Genomic DNA, 17,121 nt, shown 5'->3' with positions numbered 1-17,121 from the left:
GGACTCACACCCTTTCCAGCACCATGGCGTTGGCGAGCCCGCCCGCCTCGCACATGGTCTGCAGTGCGTAGCGGGCGCCGCGTTCGCGCATGGCGTGGACCAGTGTGGTGGTCAGCCGGGTGCCGCTGGCGCCGAGCGGATGGCCGAGCGCTATGGCGCCGCCGTGCACGTTGACCCGCCGCAGGTCGGCCCCGGTCTCCTGCTGCCAGGCCAGGACGACACTGGCGAACGCCTCGTTGACCTCGAACAGGTCGATGTCGTCCAGGGTCAGGGAGGCCCGGCGCAGCACCTTCTCGGTGGCCGGGACGACGCCCGTGAGCATGAGCAGCGGGTCGGAGCCGGTGACGGCGAAGCTGTGCAGCCGGGCGAGCGGGCGCAGCCCGAGCCGGGCCGCGGTCTCGCTCGACGTGATGAGCACCGCGGAGGCGCCGTCGTTGATCGGGCTGGCGTTGCCGGCCGTGATGTTCCACTCGATCTGCGGGAAGCGCTCCGCGAAGCGGGGGTCGTGGTAGGCGGGCCTGAGGCCGGCGAGGGTCTCCCTCGTGCCGCCGGGCCGGACGCACTCGTCGCGCGTGACGCCCTCCAGGGGCGCGACCTCGGCGTCGAACAGCCCGGCCTCCCAGGCCGCCGCGGCCTTGCGGTGCGAGGAGAGCGCGAAGTCGTCCATCCGCTCCCGGGTGAGGGACCACTTGGCGGCGATCAGCTCGGCGCTGATCCCCTGCGGCACCAGCCCTTCGGGATAGCGCTCGGCGACGCCCGGCCCGAACGGGTCCTTGCCCTCCGGCACGTTGGACCACATGGGGACCCGGCTCATCGACTCGACCCCGCAGGCCACGACGAGGTCGTAGGCCCCCGCCAGGACGCCCTGGGCGGCGAAGTGGACGGCCTGCTGCGAGGAGCCGCACTGGCGGTCCACGGTCGTGGCGGGCACCGACTCGGGGAAGCCGGCCGACAGGACGGCGTAGCGGGTGGTGTTCATGGCCTGCTCGCCGACCTGGTCGACCGTGCCGCCGACGACGTCGTCGATCAGTGCCGGGTCGACTCCGGAGCGCTCGACGAGGGTGCGCAGGGTGTGGGCGAGGAGTTCCACGGGGTGGACGTGCGCGAGGGCGCCGTTCGGCTTGCCCTTGCCGATCGGGGTGCGCACGGCTTCGACGATGACTGCGTCACGCATGGCGGGCCTCCACGGCTACCAGGGAGCTACCAGTGAGTAGGAAATCCGAACTCACAGTAGACCGGAGAGTTGGAAAATCCAACCCTCTCGTAGACTGGCCCCATGGCCGCCACCAAGGACTCGCGTCCCTGCTCCATCGCCGACACCCTGGCGCTCGTCGGTGAGAAGTACTCCCTGCTCGTCCTGCGCGAGGTCTGCCTGGGCAACGGCCGCTTCGACCGGCTCGTGCGCAACATCGGCGCGCCGCGCGACATCCTCGCCACCCGGCTGCGCCGGCTCGTCGACGCCGGGCTCCTGACCCGGCGGCCGTACAGCGAGCGCCCGCAGCGCTTCGAGTACCGGCCGACGCAGGCGGGGCTGGAGCTGGAGCCTGTGCTGTGGACCCTGATGGCCTGGGGCGACCGGCACCTCCACGCCGACGGCGAGCGCCCGATGCTCCTGGAGCACACCTGCGGCGGGACCCTCGACCCCGCGGTCACCTGCCGGTCCTGCGGCGGCGAGGTGCGCCACGAGGACCTCACGGCCCACCCGCAGGCACCGGGCTGGACCGTCACCGGGCCCGCCGCGGCCCGGGCGGACTGAGCAGCTCACGGTGCCGGAGCCCGGCCTGTCAGGTGTCCCGCCCCGGCACGCATGCCGGCGTGCCGGGGCTGGTGCGGCGGGTGGTCACCGGCCGGATGCGTGCGAGGCGAAGTCCGACCGTCCGGCCGGCGCGTGGCCGCTGAGGACGAGCTCCTTGGCCCGGCGGAACTCGTCCTCGGTGATGGCCCCGCGGTCCCTGATCTCCGACAGCCTGGCGAGCTCGTCGACGCTGCTGGTGGGGCCCGCCGTGCCCGCGGCCTGCCGGATGCGGGCGTCGAAGGCCTCCTGCTGGGCGCGGGCCTGCGCGATCTCACGGCGCCCCATGTTCTTGCCGCGGGCGATCACGTAGATGAAGACGCCGAGGAAGGGCAGCAGGACGGTGAGCACGAGCCAGCCCGTCTTCGCCCAGCCGCTGAGGTCGTCGTCCCGGAAGATGTCGACCACGACGCGGAAGAGCAGGATGAACCACATGATCCACAGGAAGAACAGGAGCATGCTCCAGAAGACGCTCAGCAGGGGGTAGTCGTACGCCAGATACGTCTGCGCGCTCATCGTTTCCTCATTTCGCCGTCACCGCTCGACGTGCTGCCGGCGGTGCCCCCAGCGTGCGCGCGCCGGGGCCCGGCCGGCCTCACCCGAAGTGGGTGAGCGCACCCGGCTGGGCGCTGCCCGCCGACGCGCGTGCGGGCCCGGTCACGGGTGGCGGCCGCGGGTGGTGCGGAACGCGGCCCGGTACCAGGTGGTGGAGGCGAGGTACTCCCCCAGGGCCAGGCCGGAGACGGCCACGAGGAAGACCGCGATGAGCCAGGACAGGAAGCTGAACACCGGGCCCAGCGGGCCGAACTCCCGCAGGCTGCGCTCCATGGCACCGGGCACGACCAGGCGGGCCGCCAGACTCATCAGGACCGTGCCCATACCGGCCAGCACCGCCCCCGGCAGCAGGCTCCGCCAGCCGACCCGCCCGCCCAGCAGCAGATGCTGGGACCACCACCACAGCAGCGTGGCCGAGAGCAGGGACAGCAGCAGGCCGATCGCCGCGCCGGCGCCGAACCCGTGGCGCAGCGGGGCCTGGACGAGCAGGGAGGCCAGCCAGACCACCAGCCAGAGCAGCCAGCGCCACAGGGCTGCGCGGATCGGCGCGCGCGGCAGGCGCCAGCAGCGTTCGCACACGGCCTGCAGGGCGCGGCTGAACGCCGTCGCGGACAGCAGGGTCACGACGATGCCGAGGATTCCGGCGGTGGTGCGGGTCGGGCCCGTCGCGGAGAAGACCCGGCGCAGTTCGTCGAGGGTGTCGCCGCGTATGCCGAGCACCGCCCGCAGGGAGTCGGCCAGCAGGTCCTGCATCCAGCCCGGCGCGAACGCGGCGACCGTCATCAGCAACGGGAGCGCCGTGAGGAAGGCCTGTGCGGCCAGCCGTACGGCCCCCTCGACGATGTTGAGCGACGCCAGACGGGACAGCAGCCGAGCCCGGTGCGCCGACTGGAGGAGGACCAGGGGGTGGGCTCCTGCGTGCCGGCGGCCGCCCTGCCGGTTCCCGGATGTCGCGGTCATGGCTCAGGTGGCCGCCCGGCGCCCGGCCGGGTCCGCGCCCCGGCCGGGCGGCCCGGCGGCGGCGAGGACCGCCGAGACGATCAGCACGGCCAGGGCGATGCCGAGGACCAGGGCGACGGCCCCGGCACTGGGATGGTTCCAGAGCAGCAGCGCCAGTGCCCCACCCGCCAGAACGGCGCCGGTGATCCACTTCCGGTGGCGGGCCAGCCAGGACCCGAGCGCACCGGTGTGCACTCCTGCGCGTCCGAGGGCCCGGCCGGCGGCGGAGGTGCTGCGGTCCGCCGTGCTCCGGACGCCGCGGGCGAGCCGTCCGGGGCCGTAGAGGTACGCGATCAGTGCGGTGACCACCGCCACCACCAGCAAGGTGAGTGCGCTGTCGCGCAGGAAGCGGACGAAGGTGTCGAAGACGGCGGCGGCGGCGTCGGCGGGCAGGGCCGCGGGCGGCACCGAGTCCAGGTAGACCCGCCGGACCACGGCCAGGGCGACGAGCAGCACCGCCATCATCACGGCGACGCCGGCCGCGGTGATCAGCAGCATGACCCGGTGGGCCGGCGCGGTCCACACGGCCAGCGCGGCCAGGACGACGGTGAGGACGGGCAGCCAGGCACCGAGGACGTCCAGCAGCCGCATGGCGTCCTGGGCCTTGCCCAGTTGCTCGCTCTCGAACAGCGTGACGGTGCGGTCGGTGTCCGGGATGGCGGCGGCCTTCTCGAACCCCGCGTCGACGAGCCGCTGCTGCACCTGGTCGACGACCTCGCCGACGTTCAGCCGGACGGTGCCGTTCTCCTCGCTCAGAGCGCCCTCGCGGTCACCCGTGAGCATGTTCACCACCGCGGCGTGCGAGCGCCGGTTGGCGCCCTCCCAGACCTGCTGGAAGGCATCGCTCGTGATCACCCCGGCGACGACGCGGTCCACGGCCGTCCGGACCGCGTTCTGCAACGGTGCCTCCAGGGCTGCGGCCCCGTCGACGACACGGGGTGGCGCGCCCGCGTCCTGAAGGGTCCGCGCCAGCGAGTCCGTCACCGCTTCGACGTCGATGCCGTCCACGACACGATCGGTGAGACGCTCCGTCAGAACCGCCTGCACGGCGGGGTCGGACGCCAGCGGGGCGACCGTGCTCACGTATCTGTCGGTGTCGGACACCGTGTCCTCGACCCACGCGGCCACGACGGCCAGCGGGGCGAGCAGCAGGGTCAGCAGGAGCAGGACGGACGCCCCGGCCGTGCGCGATCGCCGGTGGCGCACGGCCGCCCGACGGCGCAGCCGCTCGTAGTCCGACCTCTCCCCTGCGCTCAGGGGCTGCCGGCTCCGCGCGGCGTCGCCAGGGCCGGGCGGGCCGGGGTCCGCGACGTTGTCCATGGATGCGCCCTCCGACGTTCCGCCGACCGTTGCACTGCCGTGCCCAGGACCGCGGAGATCGCCTCGCGCCCCGGTACGGCCGTCCCACTCTCGCGCCGTGCAGGGCTGCCGGGATCACCCACCGTGGGTGAACCTGCGGGGAGGGTCACGCCGGCGGACACCTCACTCCGGCGTGGGGCGCATCTCCACGACCCGCAGGCCGAGCGACTGGCAGCGTGCCAGCAGCCCGTACAGGTGCGCCTCGTCCACGACGTGGCCGTACAGGACCGTCTGCCCGGCCATCACGACGTGTCCCAGCTCCGGGAATGCCTTGGCCAGGGTCTCCGACAGGTGGCCCTCGACGCGGATCTCGTAGCGCACGAGCTTCCTCCCACGGTTGCCCGGGACAGGCGGACGGCGCCCTGTCAGTCATCCTCCGGCCTTGTGCGGTGCGACACCTCACCCGGAGGAGGTGAGCCGCCGCGGACGGCCGCCAGCCGCGGTCGGTCCGGTCGGCCACGGCGCCGCACGCCCTCCGCGCCCGAGGCGTTGAGGCGTCGAGGCGTCGCGGCATCGAGGCGGAGGAGCGTGCCGGCCGGACTCCGGGACGGTCAGGCTCTCGACCGTCTGTGAGCCATCGGCCGTCCCTGGGCCCTGGGTCCGCGACGGCTCGGGGGGGGAGCCCCGCCCTTGTCGGAGAGGCTCACAGCGGCCGCCTCACGAGCGGCCCCGCTTCAGGGAATCCCGGACGCCCCGGACCCGCTGCATGACATCGGTGACCGCCTCGCCGGCCGCGGCCTTGGCCTGGTCGGTCCTCCCCTCGGCCCTGAGCCGGTCGTTCCCGGTGAGCTTGCCGGCCATCTCCTTCAGCTTCCCCCTGGCTTTGATCACGGCGTGGTTCATGACGGTTCTCCCTGCGACGGCTCCTGCCCGGCGTGACGGGCGGGAGGGCGGACGGACGTTCTCGATGGCCCACTCGGGGCGCTCATCGACGCGGTGGGGTGCCGCCGTCGTCGATGCGGACGAAGGGGGGCTCGCGGACCTAGCGTGGCGGGCCGGGTGTCCGGGCCCGGTCGGCGGTGTCCGGTCTTCGCGGCCGGCTTCCCTTGGCGGCCGGCAGGTTCGGGGTGACGAGGAAGCCGGCCGCAGCGATGCCCCCGGTGGCCAGGATGGCCGCCTTCAGGCCCTGCAGTTGGGCCGAGGCATACGAATCCGCCACGGCCTCGACCTCCGCCGGCGGCAGCCCCGCACGTTCCGCCGCCGCGCGCACCTGGTCCGTGGGGACGAAGGTGACCCCGGCCTCGAGGGCGACACCGACCTCCTCCCGCGTGGCCGCCGACAGTTGCGGGTCGTCCTCCACCCGGGTGGTGAAGGCGTGGGCCAGCGAGCCGATGAGCAGGGATCCGATGAGTGCCGTGCCCAGCGCGGACCCCAGGTTCTGCGCGGTGAACTGGAGGCCGCCCGCCTCGCTGCGCTCCGCCTCCCCCACGCTCGACTGCACGACGTTGCCCAGCTGGGAGGCCAGCAGGCCCATCCCCACTCCGAGCACGGCCATGGCCCCGGCGAACTGCGCGTCGTCGATGGCCGGGTCGATGGTGGCCAGCAACCACACGATGGCCACCACGAGGGTGAACAGGGCCAGCCGGACCACCCGGCGCGGCCCCAGCCTCCGCCCGAGTGCGGAGGCGGCCAGCGAGGTGACCAGCATGGTGGCCGACACCGGGAGCAGACGCAGTCCCGTCTCGAAGGCGTCGAAGCCCTGGACCACCTGCAGATACAGCGGAATGGTGAAGAAGAGCCCCAGCAGGACGAGGTTCTGGCTCAGCAGCGCCAGCAGACCGGACCGCAGGACGGGCCGGCTGAGCAGGTCCAGGTGCACGAGCGGATCGTCGCCCCGGTGGGAGCGGCGCCGCTCCCACCACCGGAAGACGGCCAGGACGGCCCCGCCGGCCCCGATGACGAACAGGGTCGGGGCGAAGCCGAGGACGGTGAAGGGCGGGTTGCGGGGCTGCACCCATCCCCAGGTGCTGCTCTGCAGGACGCCGAGGACGCCCAACCCCAGTCCGGCCGCGGAGAGGAGTGCGCCCACCACGTCCAGCTGCGGGCGTGCGCCCTGGACGGGCGCCGCCCTGATCGCGCGGCGGCACAGCAGCACGGCCGCGACGATGACGACCTCGCCGGCGAAGACCAGCCGCCAGGTCAGATAGGTCGTCACCCAGCCGCCCAGCAGCGGGCCGACCGCGATACCGGCCCCCGCCAGGCCGCCGATCACCGCGTACGCGACGGCCCGGTCGCGTCCGCGGTAGGACTCCGCGACGAGGGCGACCATCGCCGGGAGGACCATCGCCGCGCCGAGCCCTTCGATGACGGACCAGCCCAGCAGGAGCACCCACAGTTCGGGCGCCACGGCGGTGAGGGCGGACCCGACACCGTAGACGGCCAGGCCGAGCAGGAACATGCGGCGACGGCCCACGATGTCGCCGAGCCTGCCACCGATGATCATGAAGGCGGCCATGACCAGCGCGTACAGGGTGATGACGGCCTGGATGGCGGTGACTTCCGTGTCGAAGTCCTCGACGAGCTGGCTGATGGAGACGTTCATCACGGACGTGTCCAGGACCATGAGGAACTGAGCCGTGCCGAGGACGATCAGAGCCCGCCAGCGTTTCATGTCTCCACCTCGCCGGGTGCGCAGGGATGCCGGCGCGGTACCGGTCCGGGCACCACGCCGGGCCCCTCCACGACACACCTCGTGGCGGCCGTGCGCCTCACCCGCGAAGAGGGACCCTCGGCCCGGTCGCGGGCGTGCCCGCCGCGTGCCGGTCGAGCGTGCCCGCCGCGTGCCGGTCGAGAACGCGCCCGCCGCGTGCGGGGCGGGGTCACAGCATCCGCAGCTCCCGGGCGCGGTGCACCGCTTCGGCTCGCCGGCTCACCGCCAGTTTGCGGTAGATGCTCTTGAGGTGGGTCTTCACGGTGTTCACGGACAGGCAGAGGTCTTCGGCGATCTCCTCCGTCGACATCATCCGCGCGACACGGGCCAGGACGTCGTGCTCGCGCGCGCTGAGTTCGACCGCGACGAGCGGCGGTGCCTGCTCCTTCTCGCCGAGCGGCGGCACGGGCCGGAGCCAGCCGGCTGCCAGGTCCCGCAGGGGTGCGGTGGCCAGCAAGGGCCGCAGCCACGCCCCGGAGTCCAGGAAGGGGCGCCGCAGCCGTTCCCGCCGGGCATCGAGGAGTGCCTGTGCCACGAGCTTGCGGGCGAGGGCGGTGTCTCCCTCCGCCTCGGCGGCCCGGGCCCTGACCAGTACCGCCCGGACGGTCACGGCCGGTCCGGAGCGTCCTTCGGTGCGGACGGTGCCGAGCAGGTCGAGGGCGGCTTCGGGGCCGCGTGCCGCGAGTTGCAGGGTCGCCGCCTGCACGGCCCACACCGGCTGGTCGCCGGGGACCGCCGCGAGTTCCTCGGCGGCCCGGTCCGCCCGTCCTTCGGTCAGGTGGGCCGTCGCCGCCACCAGCATCTCGTGCGTCGCCGCCCAGGGGCAGGCCACGCTGGCGTCGACGGCGGGGTCGGCCGCCTCCACCGCGGCCCGCACCCTGCCCTGGGCCAGCAGGAGGCGGGCTTCGACCAGCGCGCGTCCCGCCGCCACGACCGGGTCACGGCTGTCGCGGGAGAGGTGGTCCGCCTGGTCGAGCAGGTCCCTGGCCCGTTCCAGCTCGTCGCGGTCGACCGCGACCGCCGCGAGGACCAGCCGGCCGATGGCGGCGCCGGACGGCTGAGGAGCGCCGGGGCGTTCGGTGTCCGGCACCGCCTCCAGCGCCTTGTGCTCCGCCCGGGCGGTCCAGCCGTTCAGGTAGTCGAGCAGGGCCAGGTGCGCCAGGGCCTCCTCCCGGGCGGACGCGGTCGACACTCCACCGGCCATGCCTGCCACACCGGTCAGGACGGCACGCGCGTCCTCGAAGCGACCGGCCCACAGCAGGGTCGAGCCCACGTGAGCCATCAGCAGAGCGTCGAACTCGGGGTGCTTGTCCAGCAGCCGGGCCGGCACCTCCCGCTTCAGCCCGGCGGCTGTCTCCGCGGCCCTCTCCACGTCCGGTGGTGAACCTGTCAGCCGGGCGGCCAGGGCGTCCAGCAGGGCGCAGCTCAGCCGGGCCGCCGCGTCGTCGGGCAGGTGCTGCTCGGCGTGGCGCAGGCTGGCGCGGGCGTGATCGATGTCGTGCCGGGCCAGGTCGCGGGCGGCGCGCACGAGGTCGGTCGCCGGACTGCGCGCCTCGGGCTCCATGTCGGAGAAGAGCTGAGTCAGGTCGTCCGCGCCGGGCCCGGTGAACAGCCGGCCGATCGCCAGGTCCTCGACGAGGGCGCCGGCGGCGGAATCCCAGTCGCCCGCGGCCGTGCTGTGGGCGAGCGCCTCGGCCAGGAAGCCGTGCCGGCGCAGCCACTCGGCGGCCCGCCGGTGCAGCTCCGGCTCCTGGCCGGGCAGGCGGACCCGCAGGTGGGTGCGGAGGATCGCGCGGAACAAAGGATGCAGCTGGTACCACGAGTGCCCGAGCCGCTCGACGAAGGCGTTGGCGCCGTTCAGCGAGGCCAGGATGGGCTCCGCGTCGACGCGCCGGGTGAGCGCGTCGGCCAGGTCGGGGCAGAAGCGCTCCAGGATGCTCACGCGCAGCAGGAAGTCCTGGGTCTGCGGTGTCTGCCCGTTGAGGACCTCGGCCAGCAGGAAGTCCCCCACGGTGCTGCAGTCCGCTTCGAACTCCTTCAGATAGAGCTCGGGGTCGTGGTTCTCCTTGGCCGCCAGGGCGGACAGGCTCAGACCGGCGGCCCAGCCGCGGGTGCGCTCGACGAGGTTGCGCGCCGCCTGCACCGGGAGGTCCAGGCCGTGCAGGCGCAGCAGCGCCGCGGCCTCTTCGGGCGTGAAGGCGAGTTCGGCGGAGCGGATCTCCGTCAGGACACCGGCGGCCCGGTAGCGGTGCAGCGGGAGTACCGGTTCGGTGCGGGTGATGAGCACCAGACGCAGGCCGGGGCCGGCGTGGTGCAGCACGAACTCCAGTTGCTCGGCGATCTTCGTGTCGGTCACCCGGTGGTAGTCGTCGAGCACGAGGGTCACGGGTCTGTCGCGTTCGTTCAGTTCGGCGGCCAGCCCCGACAGCAGCCGGTGATCGACGTGCGAGGCGTCCGCGGGTGTTCCCACGGCGTCGGAGACCGGGGCGCCGCCCGCGCGCAGTGCCTGCAGGACATAGGCCCAGAAGACGCCGGGCGGACTGTCCGTTCCGTCGAAGGTGAGCCAGGCGAGCGGTGTGCCCACCTCGTCGGCCCAGTCGGTGGCCAGCAGGGTCTTGCCGGATCCCGCCGGGCCGTTGATGAGGGTCAACGGGGCGCGGAGAGCTTCGCCGAGGTGATCGACGAGGCGCTGGCGCCGCAGGAAGGCGGAGGGCTTCGCGGGCCGGGCGAAGCGGGTGCGCAGGAAGGGATCCCCCAAGGGATCGGTGTGGGTGTGCGAGAGAGCTCCGACAAAGGGAACCGCTGGATCCGGGGAATCCGCGTCGATGTCGTCCACGGTGCTCATCACCCCTGTCGACCAGGCCGCATCATGAGCAGCGCTTGCGCCTCCAGCATCCCAGCCTCGTCGGCGCCGCGCATGGCGACCGACGGTTCACGCAGGTCAGCCGTACCCTGCGTACCCGCCTGGTGAGAGGTGCGGGGGCGGCCGGACCGGCCGGGTCACAGCGGGGGGCGGGGCGGCATCGTGGAGCGGTACTCGTCCCGTGCGTACATCGACAGGTCGTCCGGCGTGTCCAGGAGGTCGTCGTGCGGCACGACGCACAGGGCCCAGATGATCAGGCCCGACAGCGCGATCATCACGATCGACCAGACGGGATACTGCGGCATCGACAGGAAGTTGGCGATGATGACGAGCCCCGCGATGGCCACGCCCACGACGCGGGCCCACATCGCCGTCCTGAGCAGCCCCAGGCTCACCACCACGGCGATCACTCCCAGAGCGAGATGGATCCAGCCCCAGCCGGTGAGGTCGTACTCGAAGACGTAGTTGCGCGTGGTGACGAAGATGTCGTCCTCGGCGATGGCCATGATGCCGCGGAAGACGTCGAGGAGGCCGACCAGGAAGAGCATCACGGCGGCGAAGGCGGTCAGGCCGCCGGCCCATTGGTCCCGCGCCCGGTGTGACGGCTGGGTGGGTGTCGTGCTCATCTCACGCCTCGTTCCCGCTGGTCGGGGGCTGTGAGGCAGGCCGCACACCGCTCCCGGGCGGGACGGTGGCCGAGCGCCGGGTACCGGGCCCGGCCGCCCCACACTGCCCTGTCCTCACCGAGCCTGAGCGCCTCAGGAACAGGCGGCCTCACCCGGCGAGGGTGAACGCGCGGCGTCGTTCCCGTGGTCTGCGCACTCACCGCGGTCGGACGCCGTGGAGAGCGCCGGCGGACGAGCCGCCCGTCGCCGTCCGGCCGCCCGCCGCCGACGGGCCCCCGCGAGTCGTTCCCCGCCCGGCCGCTCCAGCGGATCGCCGGTGACCAGCCGCCCCCGCCCCCGGCCGGCGGCTTCCCAACCCCTGTGTCGGAGTGGTCACCCAAGGGCGCTACGCTTCCCCCTCGGCACACATGATCCCCCGTTCACCGCAACGGCGGTCCGGTGTGCCCGTCGCCCGTCCCACGATCGGCACTTGGACTCCGCTACCTCATGTCTTGGTTCGAATCACTCATCCTCGGACTCGTCCAGGGGCTGACCGAGTTCCTCCCCGTCTCCTCCAGCGCGCACCTGCGCCTGACCGCGGCCTTCTCCGGCTGGGAGGACCCGGGCGCGGCCTTCACGGCGATCACGCAGATCGGCACGGAGGCCGCCGTGCTGATCTACTTCCGCAAGGACATCGGGCGGATCATCTCGGCGTGGACGCGCTCGCTCACCGACAAGTCGCTGCGCAGCGATCCGGACGCCCGGATGGGCTGGCTGGTGATCGTCGGCTCCATCCCGATCGGCGTGCTCGGCGTGACGCTGAAGGACCAGATCGAGGGGCCCTTCCGCGATCTGCGGATCACCGCGACCATGCTGATCGGCATGGGCATCGTCCTGGGTGTCGCCGACCGGCTCGCGGCGCGGGACGAGAGCGGCGGCCGGCACCGCGCGCCCAAGCAGCGCAAGGCCCTGGAGGACCTGGGGGTCCGGGACGGCCTGATCTACGGTCTGTGCCAGGCCATGGCGCTCGTCCCGGGCGTCTCCCGCTCCGGCGCCACCATCAGCGGCGGCCTGTTCATGGGCTACAAGCGGGAGGCCGCGGCCCGCTACTCGTTCCTGCTCGCCATCCCCGCCGTGCTGGCCTCCGGCGTGTTCGAGCTGAAGGACGCCACCGAAAGCGGGCACGTGTCCTGGGGGCCGACGATCTTCGCCACGATCATCGCCTTCGGCGTCGGCTACGCGGTCATCGCATGGTTCATGAAGTTCATCTCGACCAAGAGCTTCATGCCGTTCGTCTACTACCGCATCGCCCTCGGCATCCTCATCATCGTCCTGGTCGGCATGGGTGTCCTCAGCCCCCACGCGGGCGAGCCGGCGCACTGACCGGACCGCGCGACCGGCCCCTGTGACCGGGGTCTCGTGACCAACCGCATATCGATCCCGTAGCCGTCCGGTAGCGGCCTGTCAGTGGCTGCCCCTAGGCTGGTCCGCATGTCCCCCGATTCCCTGACCCCTGGTTCCGTGCGGTCCGCTGCCGAGGTCAACGAGGAGATCCGTGCGCTGTGGCGGCGCACGGGCGGCACCCTGTCGGCCGAGGAGCGCGCGGAGTACGAGCTGCTCGTCGTCGAGTGGGCCACCGCGATGCGCGCCGACGTCGTCAAGGCGGCCTGACCTCTCCGCCCGCGCAGGGCCACCGGCTCGGCGCCTCGCCCGAGCCGCCGACTCCGAGCCGTGCGGAGGCCGACGAACTCCACGCCGGTGCTCACACCGCCGGCTTCCGTTCCGTCCTCGGACCGCCGGCTTCCGTTCCGTCCTCGGACCGCCGGCTTCCGTTCCGTCCTCGGACCGCCGGTTTCCGTTCCGTCCTCAGGCACGCAGCGGCGCCAGGACCTCCTCGTCCACCTCCAGCGGCCGCTCCTCGGGCAGCAGCCCGGCGGCCGCGTCCAGGTCCCCCGCGCGTACACGGGCGTGGATCTCCGCGGCCAGCGGCGTGACGTCCTCGATCCCGACGATCCACTCGTCGGCGTACCGGGCCGCCGCCTCCCCCGCGAGTCCCAGTTGCAGCGAGCGGTGGGGCAGGGCGGCCAGCCGCAGGTCCCGCTCCGGGTCCCACTGCACCCGGGCCGGCGCTCGCCGCAGCCGCCGCGCGAACTCCGCCCGGTCCCCGTGCAGCGCCGGCACGTGATGCGACAGGCACGCGTGCCGCAGCGCCCAGCAGAAGCCCTCCCGGCTGATCTCGACGGCCAGGACGGTCTCCTGCCCTTCCTTGGTGCCCCAGCCGGAGCGGTACATCATCCACAGGAACGAGGGCTTGATCCATGTCATGCGGTCGCGCTTCCACGACGACGGGAAGCGGCCCGTGCGGGCGGCGGGGCCACCGATCTCCGGGCGGTAGGCCTGGTAGACGGTGAGCGTGGAGTCGGTATGGCGGGCACGTATCCGGTGGCGCGGTTCTCGCTGATCGTTCACGCGGGACAGGGTGGCCCCGGCGGCCCGGCCGGGGCCACCGAATATCCGGGCCCGCCCGCCGGCCGCCCGCGGCGCGAGAGGCGGCGCTTCCGGGGCGGCACGGGGTGGCTGTGGTCAACTGACCCGGGGTTCTGTGTCCTGTGCCCTAGATCGTCCGCAGGGCGCACACTGGAGGCAGCACGGGGTAGGAGGCGCCCATGAAGACGCTCGGCGACTGGCTCGCCTCCCCCTGGCGGCGTTCGGCCGCCGCGGCGGTCGCGGGCGCCCTGCCCGTCCTCGCCTTCCCGGCCCCGGCCCTGTGGTGGTGGGCCTGCGCCGCCCTGGTCCCCTGGCTCCTGCTGCTGCGCACCGCGCCGACCGGCAGGCGGGCGGTGTACGACGGCTGGTGCGGCGGCTTCGGGTTCATGCTGGCCATGCACCACTGGCTGCTGCCGAGCCTGCACGTGTTCACGTTCGTCATCGCCGCCCTGCTCGGCGCCCTGTGGGGGCCCTGGGGCTGGCTGGTGCGCCGCCTGCTGGGCGGGGTCCCCTCGCGCACCCGGGCCGCGGTGGCGCTGCTGGTGCTGCCCTCGGGCTGGCTGGCCGTCGAGCTGGTCCGCTCCTGGCAGGGGCTCGGCGGCCCCTGGGGCATGCTCGGCAGCAGCCAGTGGCAGGTGCAGCCGGCGCTGCGTCTCGCCTCGGTCGGCGGGGTGTGGCTGCTGAGCTTCCTGATCGTGGCGCTGAACGTGTCCCTCGCCGTCCTCGTCGCGGTCCGCCGGGCGCGGGTGCCGGCCGTGGCCGGGCTGGTGGCCACGGCCGCCGCGACGTCGGCCGCCTGGGTGTTCGCGCCGCGCCCGGCCGTCGACGGCCAGGTCCGGATCGCCGTCGTCCAGCCCGGCGTCGTCGCCGGGGCGGACAGCGCCGACCGCCGGTTCGCCCGCGAGGAGCAGCTCACCCGGCGCCTCGCCGGGCAGGACGTGGACCTGGTGGTCTGGGGCGAGAGCAGCGTCGGCTTCGATCTCGACGACCGGCCCGACCTGGCCCGGCGGCTCGCCGCGCTGTCCCGTGCCACGGGCGCCGACATCCTGGTCAACGTGGACGCCCGCCGCTCGGACAAGCCCGGCATCTACAAGAGCTCGGTCCTGATCGGGCCGGACGGCCTCACCGGGCAGCGCTACGACAAGATGCGGCTGGTGCCGTTCGGCGAGTACATCCCGGCCCGCTCGATGCTCGGCTGGGCCACCTCCGTCGGCAAGGCGGCGGGCGAGGACCGCAGGCGCGGCACGCAACCGGTCGTGATGAACCTCGGGGACGGACTGCGCGCCGGGCCGATGGTGTGCTTCGAGACGGCTTTCCCGGACATGACCCGCCACCTGACCCGGGAGGGCGTCGACCTGCTGGTCGGGCAGTCGTCGACCTCCACGTTCCAGCACAGCTGGGCGCCGGAGCAGCACGCCTCCCTGGCCGCCCTGCGGGCCGCCGAGACCGGCCGGCCCATGGTGCACGCGACCCTCACGGGCGTCTCGGCCGTGTACGGCCCGGACGGGCGGCCCGTCGGCCCACGGCTCGGGACGGACGCCTCCGCGGCCCAGCGCTACGCCCTGCCCCTCGCGCACGGGACGACGCCCTACGTGCGCTTCGGCGACTGGACCGTGCACGCGGCCCTGCTGATCCTCGCCGTCTGGGCCGTGGGCGAGGGGGTGCGGACCGTTCGGCTCAGGCGCTCGGGTCCTGGATCGCCCGTACCACCCGTTCGCACAGCTCATGGGTCTCCAGCGCGTCCCTCGCGCTGAGCACCCGGCCCGCGCGGACCGCGTCCAGGAACGCCAGCACGGCCTGCTCGATCCCGCGCTGGCGGGCGACCGGCACCCAGTCGCCGCGCCGCCGCACGGTCGGCTGCCCCTTGTGGTCGACGACCTCGGCGAGGTTGACCACCTGCCGCTTGGTGTCCTGCCCGGACACCTCCAGGATCTCCTCGGCGGAGCCGCTGAGCCGGTTCATCACGCCCAGCGCGGTGAAGCCGTCCCCGGCGAGCTGGAGCACCACGTGGTGCAGCAGCCCGTCGCGGACGCGGGCCCGCACGGTCACGTCGTCGATGTCCCCGGGCACCAGGAACCGCAGGGTGTCGACGACGTGGATGAAGTCGTCGAGGATCATCGCGCGCGGTTCCTCCGGCAGCCCGACCCGGTTCTTCTGCATGAGGATCAGCTCGCGCGGGTGGTCGGCGCACTGCGTGTACCCGGGGGCGTGGCGCCGGTTGAAGCCGACGGCCAGGCTCACGCCCCGCTGCTCGGCCAGCTCCACCAGCCGCGTGGAGTCGGCGAGTTCGTAGGCGAGCGGCTTGTCCACGTAGGTCGGTACGCCGGCCTCCAGCAGCCGCGTCACGATCTCCGGGTGGGCGGGCGTGGGCGCGTGCACGAAGGCCGCGTCGAGGCCGGCCGCGACGAGGGAGTCGAGGGTGGTGTGCCGCCGCTCCCCCGGCACGTGCAGTTCGTCGCCCAGGCGGTCGAGCGTGGCGGGCGTACGGGTCTGCAGGTGCAGTTCCACGCCCGCCCGGAAGGCGAGGACCGGAAGGTAGGCCTTCTGCGCGATGTCGCCGAGTCCGATGCAGCCGACCTTCACGGGTGTGATCTCCTCTGACGCTTGCCTGCCGGGGTCTGCTCGGAAGCATACGGCGGCTGCGGCGGCACCCAGTCGGCGATGCCGTCGAAGCTGCGCACGAAGAGCGCGGGCCCGACCGACGACAGCAGGCTCATGCCGGTGTCGCGCACCGCGCGGCCGGCCCGGTTGCGCATCAGGCTGAGCCGGGACACCTGGGCGGCCTGGCGGGCGATGGCGGTCGTGCGGGGGTGCCGGGCGGCGGTGTAGGCGGCGAGGTCGTCGCAGTGGTGGGCGAGGACGACGGCGTCCTCGATGGCCTGGTTGCCGCCCTGGCCGAGGCTCGGTGTCATGGCGTGCGCGGCGTCGCCGAGCAGGGCGACCCGGCCGTGGTGACAGGCGGGCAGCGGGTCGGCGATGCGGTGGACGTCGTGGCGCAGCACGTCCTCGGGGCGGACGGCGGCGAGCACGGCGGGGATCGGGTCGTGCCAGTCGCCGAAGAGGCGCAGCAGCTCCGCCTTCTCGTCGTCGGGTGCCCGGCCGCCGGCGGGGGCCGTGGCACCGGCGTAGGCGTAGACACGGCCGTCCTTCAGCGGGTGGGTGCCCCAGATGCGGCCCGGTCCCCAGGTCTCGTGGGAGGCGAACCGGGCGCCGGGGACGGGGATGACGACCCGCCAGGTCGTCCAGCCCGCGTAGACGGCGCCCGGGTGGTGCGGGAAGAGCGCCGTGCGCACGGCGGACCGGATCCCGTCCGCGCCGACCACCAGGTCGGCCTCGAGGTCGCCGTCCGCGGTCCTGACGCGGGCCGGCCGGTCCGGGCCGCCGCTGTCGACGAGGCTCGCTGCGGCGTCCGTGCGGACGGTCCCGGCGGGGAGCCGTGCGGCGAGGCGCTGGATCAGCGTGGCGCGGTGCAGCAGCACGAGCGGACCGCCGAAGCGCCGGGTGGCCGCCTCAGCGGAGGTGCGGGACAGCCACCGCCCCTTCGGGGTGCGCAGGCCCCCGTCCCCGGACCAGGCGGCGAGGTCGCGGATCTCGTCGCCCAGTCCGATGACGTCGAGGGCGCGCAGGCCGTTGGGCGCGAGGGAGATGGCGGCGCCGACCGGCTCCAGCGACGGGGCGCGCTCCAGCACGGTGACGTGCAGGCCGCGCCGGTGCAGGGCGGCCGCCGCCGCCAGACCTCCGATGCCGCCGCCGACCACGACGACCCGCCTCGGCTGTGACATGGCTCCTCCAGATCCTTTGACTACATCTG

Annotated in this window: 16 protein-coding genes; 4 read left to right on the top strand and 12 right to left on the bottom strand. The window is 73.6% G+C overall.

The genetic code is table 11. The annotated features are described in order from the left end of the window. Positions 1-4: 4 nt before the first annotated feature. Positions 5-1,174 carry a thiolase family protein gene (locus tag ACFYWG_RS05795; protein WP_385421089.1) on the bottom strand — a complete coding sequence of 390 codons (1,170 nt, stop codon included), beginning with the start codon at positions 1,172-1,174 and terminating at the stop codon, positions 5-7. 102 nt (positions 1,175-1,276) lie between these two features. Between ACFYWG_RS05795 and ACFYWG_RS05790 the strand changes: the two genes are divergently transcribed. Next, positions 1,277-1,756 (top strand): winged helix-turn-helix transcriptional regulator, encoded by a 480-nt coding sequence (locus tag ACFYWG_RS05790; RefSeq protein WP_383501199.1) that lies wholly within the window; start codon positions 1,277-1,279, stop codon positions 1,754-1,756. Positions 1,757-1,840: 84 nt separating this feature from the next. Here ACFYWG_RS05790 and ACFYWG_RS05785 read toward each other — a convergent pair whose 3' ends face one another. The 8 genes from ACFYWG_RS05785 to ACFYWG_RS05750 form a co-directional block, all read right to left on the bottom strand. After that, positions 1,841-2,308, bottom strand: a complete 468-nt coding sequence (locus tag ACFYWG_RS05785; protein WP_376326102.1) for an SHOCT domain-containing protein — start codon at positions 2,306-2,308, stop codon at positions 1,841-1,843. Positions 2,309-2,449: 141 nt separating this feature from the next. Beyond that, complete coding sequence (locus ACFYWG_RS05780) at positions 2,450-3,307, bottom strand: ribonuclease BN (RefSeq protein WP_389199545.1); 858 nt, start codon at positions 3,305-3,307, stop codon at positions 2,450-2,452. 3 nt (positions 3,308-3,310) lie between these two features. Continuing rightward, the gene (locus ACFYWG_RS05775; RefSeq protein WP_389199543.1) at positions 3,311-4,666 is read right to left on the bottom strand and encodes a hypothetical protein; all 1,356 of its coding nucleotides are present in this window, start codon (positions 4,664-4,666) and stop codon (positions 3,311-3,313) included. Between the two features lie 162 nt (positions 4,667-4,828). Next, the gene (locus tag ACFYWG_RS05770; protein ID WP_376326096.1) at positions 4,829-5,026 is read right to left on the bottom strand and encodes a hypothetical protein; all 198 of its coding nucleotides are present in this window, start codon (positions 5,024-5,026) and stop codon (positions 4,829-4,831) included. 336 nt (positions 5,027-5,362) lie between these two features. Then, complete coding sequence (locus ACFYWG_RS05765; protein WP_383501187.1) at positions 5,363-5,548, bottom strand: CsbD family protein; 186 nt, start codon at positions 5,546-5,548, stop codon at positions 5,363-5,365. Between the two features lie 139 nt (positions 5,549-5,687). Continuing rightward, entirely contained in the window at positions 5,688-7,316 is a 1,629-nt protein-coding gene (locus ACFYWG_RS05760; protein ID WP_383501184.1) for an MFS transporter, read from the bottom strand. Positions 7,317-7,524: 208 nt separating this feature from the next. Beyond that, positions 7,525-10,200, bottom strand: a complete 2,676-nt coding sequence (locus ACFYWG_RS05755; protein ID WP_389199540.1) for a LuxR C-terminal-related transcriptional regulator — start codon at positions 10,198-10,200, stop codon at positions 7,525-7,527. Positions 10,201-10,355: 155 nt separating this feature from the next. Next, entirely contained in the window at positions 10,356-10,844 is a 489-nt protein-coding gene (locus ACFYWG_RS05750; RefSeq protein WP_383501178.1) for a hypothetical protein, read from the bottom strand. Between the two features lie 486 nt (positions 10,845-11,330). On the opposite strand from ACFYWG_RS05750, the gene ACFYWG_RS05745 reads away from it, so the two are divergent. Both ACFYWG_RS05745 and ACFYWG_RS05740 read left to right on the top strand, forming a co-directional pair. Then, positions 11,331-12,206 carry an undecaprenyl-diphosphate phosphatase gene (locus ACFYWG_RS05745; protein WP_383501175.1) on the top strand — a complete coding sequence of 292 codons (876 nt, stop codon included), beginning with the start codon at positions 11,331-11,333 and terminating at the stop codon, positions 12,204-12,206. Between the two features lie 108 nt (positions 12,207-12,314). Further along, a complete protein-coding gene (locus tag ACFYWG_RS05740) occupies positions 12,315-12,494 on the top strand; it encodes a hypothetical protein (protein WP_376326084.1) in 180 nt (59 codons plus the stop codon). A gap of 195 nt (positions 12,495-12,689) precedes the next feature. Here ACFYWG_RS05740 and ACFYWG_RS05735 read toward each other — a convergent pair whose 3' ends face one another. Continuing rightward, positions 12,690-13,292: a DUF4291 domain-containing protein gene (locus ACFYWG_RS05735; RefSeq protein WP_383501169.1), complete on the bottom strand. Its 603-nt coding sequence runs from the start codon at positions 13,290-13,292 to the stop codon at positions 12,690-12,692. A 197-nt stretch (positions 13,293-13,489) separates the two neighbouring features. On the opposite strand from ACFYWG_RS05735, the gene lnt reads away from it, so the two are divergent. Then, positions 13,490-15,064 (top strand): apolipoprotein N-acyltransferase, encoded by a 1,575-nt coding sequence (lnt, locus tag ACFYWG_RS05730; protein ID WP_389199536.1) that lies wholly within the window; start codon positions 13,490-13,492, stop codon positions 15,062-15,064. Here the strand turns inward: lnt and ACFYWG_RS05725 are convergent. Both ACFYWG_RS05725 and ACFYWG_RS05720 read right to left on the bottom strand, forming a co-directional pair. Further along, a complete protein-coding gene (locus ACFYWG_RS05725; protein WP_383501165.1) occupies positions 14,988-15,893 on the bottom strand; it encodes a Gfo/Idh/MocA family protein in 906 nt (301 codons plus the stop codon). The two genes, lnt and ACFYWG_RS05725, sit on opposite strands and share 77 nt — an antisense overlap. Then, the gene (locus ACFYWG_RS05720; protein ID WP_383501163.1) at positions 15,890-17,092 is read right to left on the bottom strand and encodes an FAD-dependent monooxygenase; all 1,203 of its coding nucleotides are present in this window, start codon (positions 17,090-17,092) and stop codon (positions 15,890-15,892) included. The genes ACFYWG_RS05725 and ACFYWG_RS05720 overlap by 4 nt, the downstream gene beginning before the upstream one ends. Positions 17,093-17,121 lie beyond the last annotated feature (29 nt).

Source organism: Streptomyces sp. NPDC003456 (assembly GCF_042878735.1).
Lineage (GTDB): Bacteria > Actinomycetota > Actinomycetes > Streptomycetales > Streptomycetaceae > Streptomyces.
Note: the sequence above shows the minus strand (reverse complement) of the source record. Positions and strands in the feature narration are given on the sequence as shown.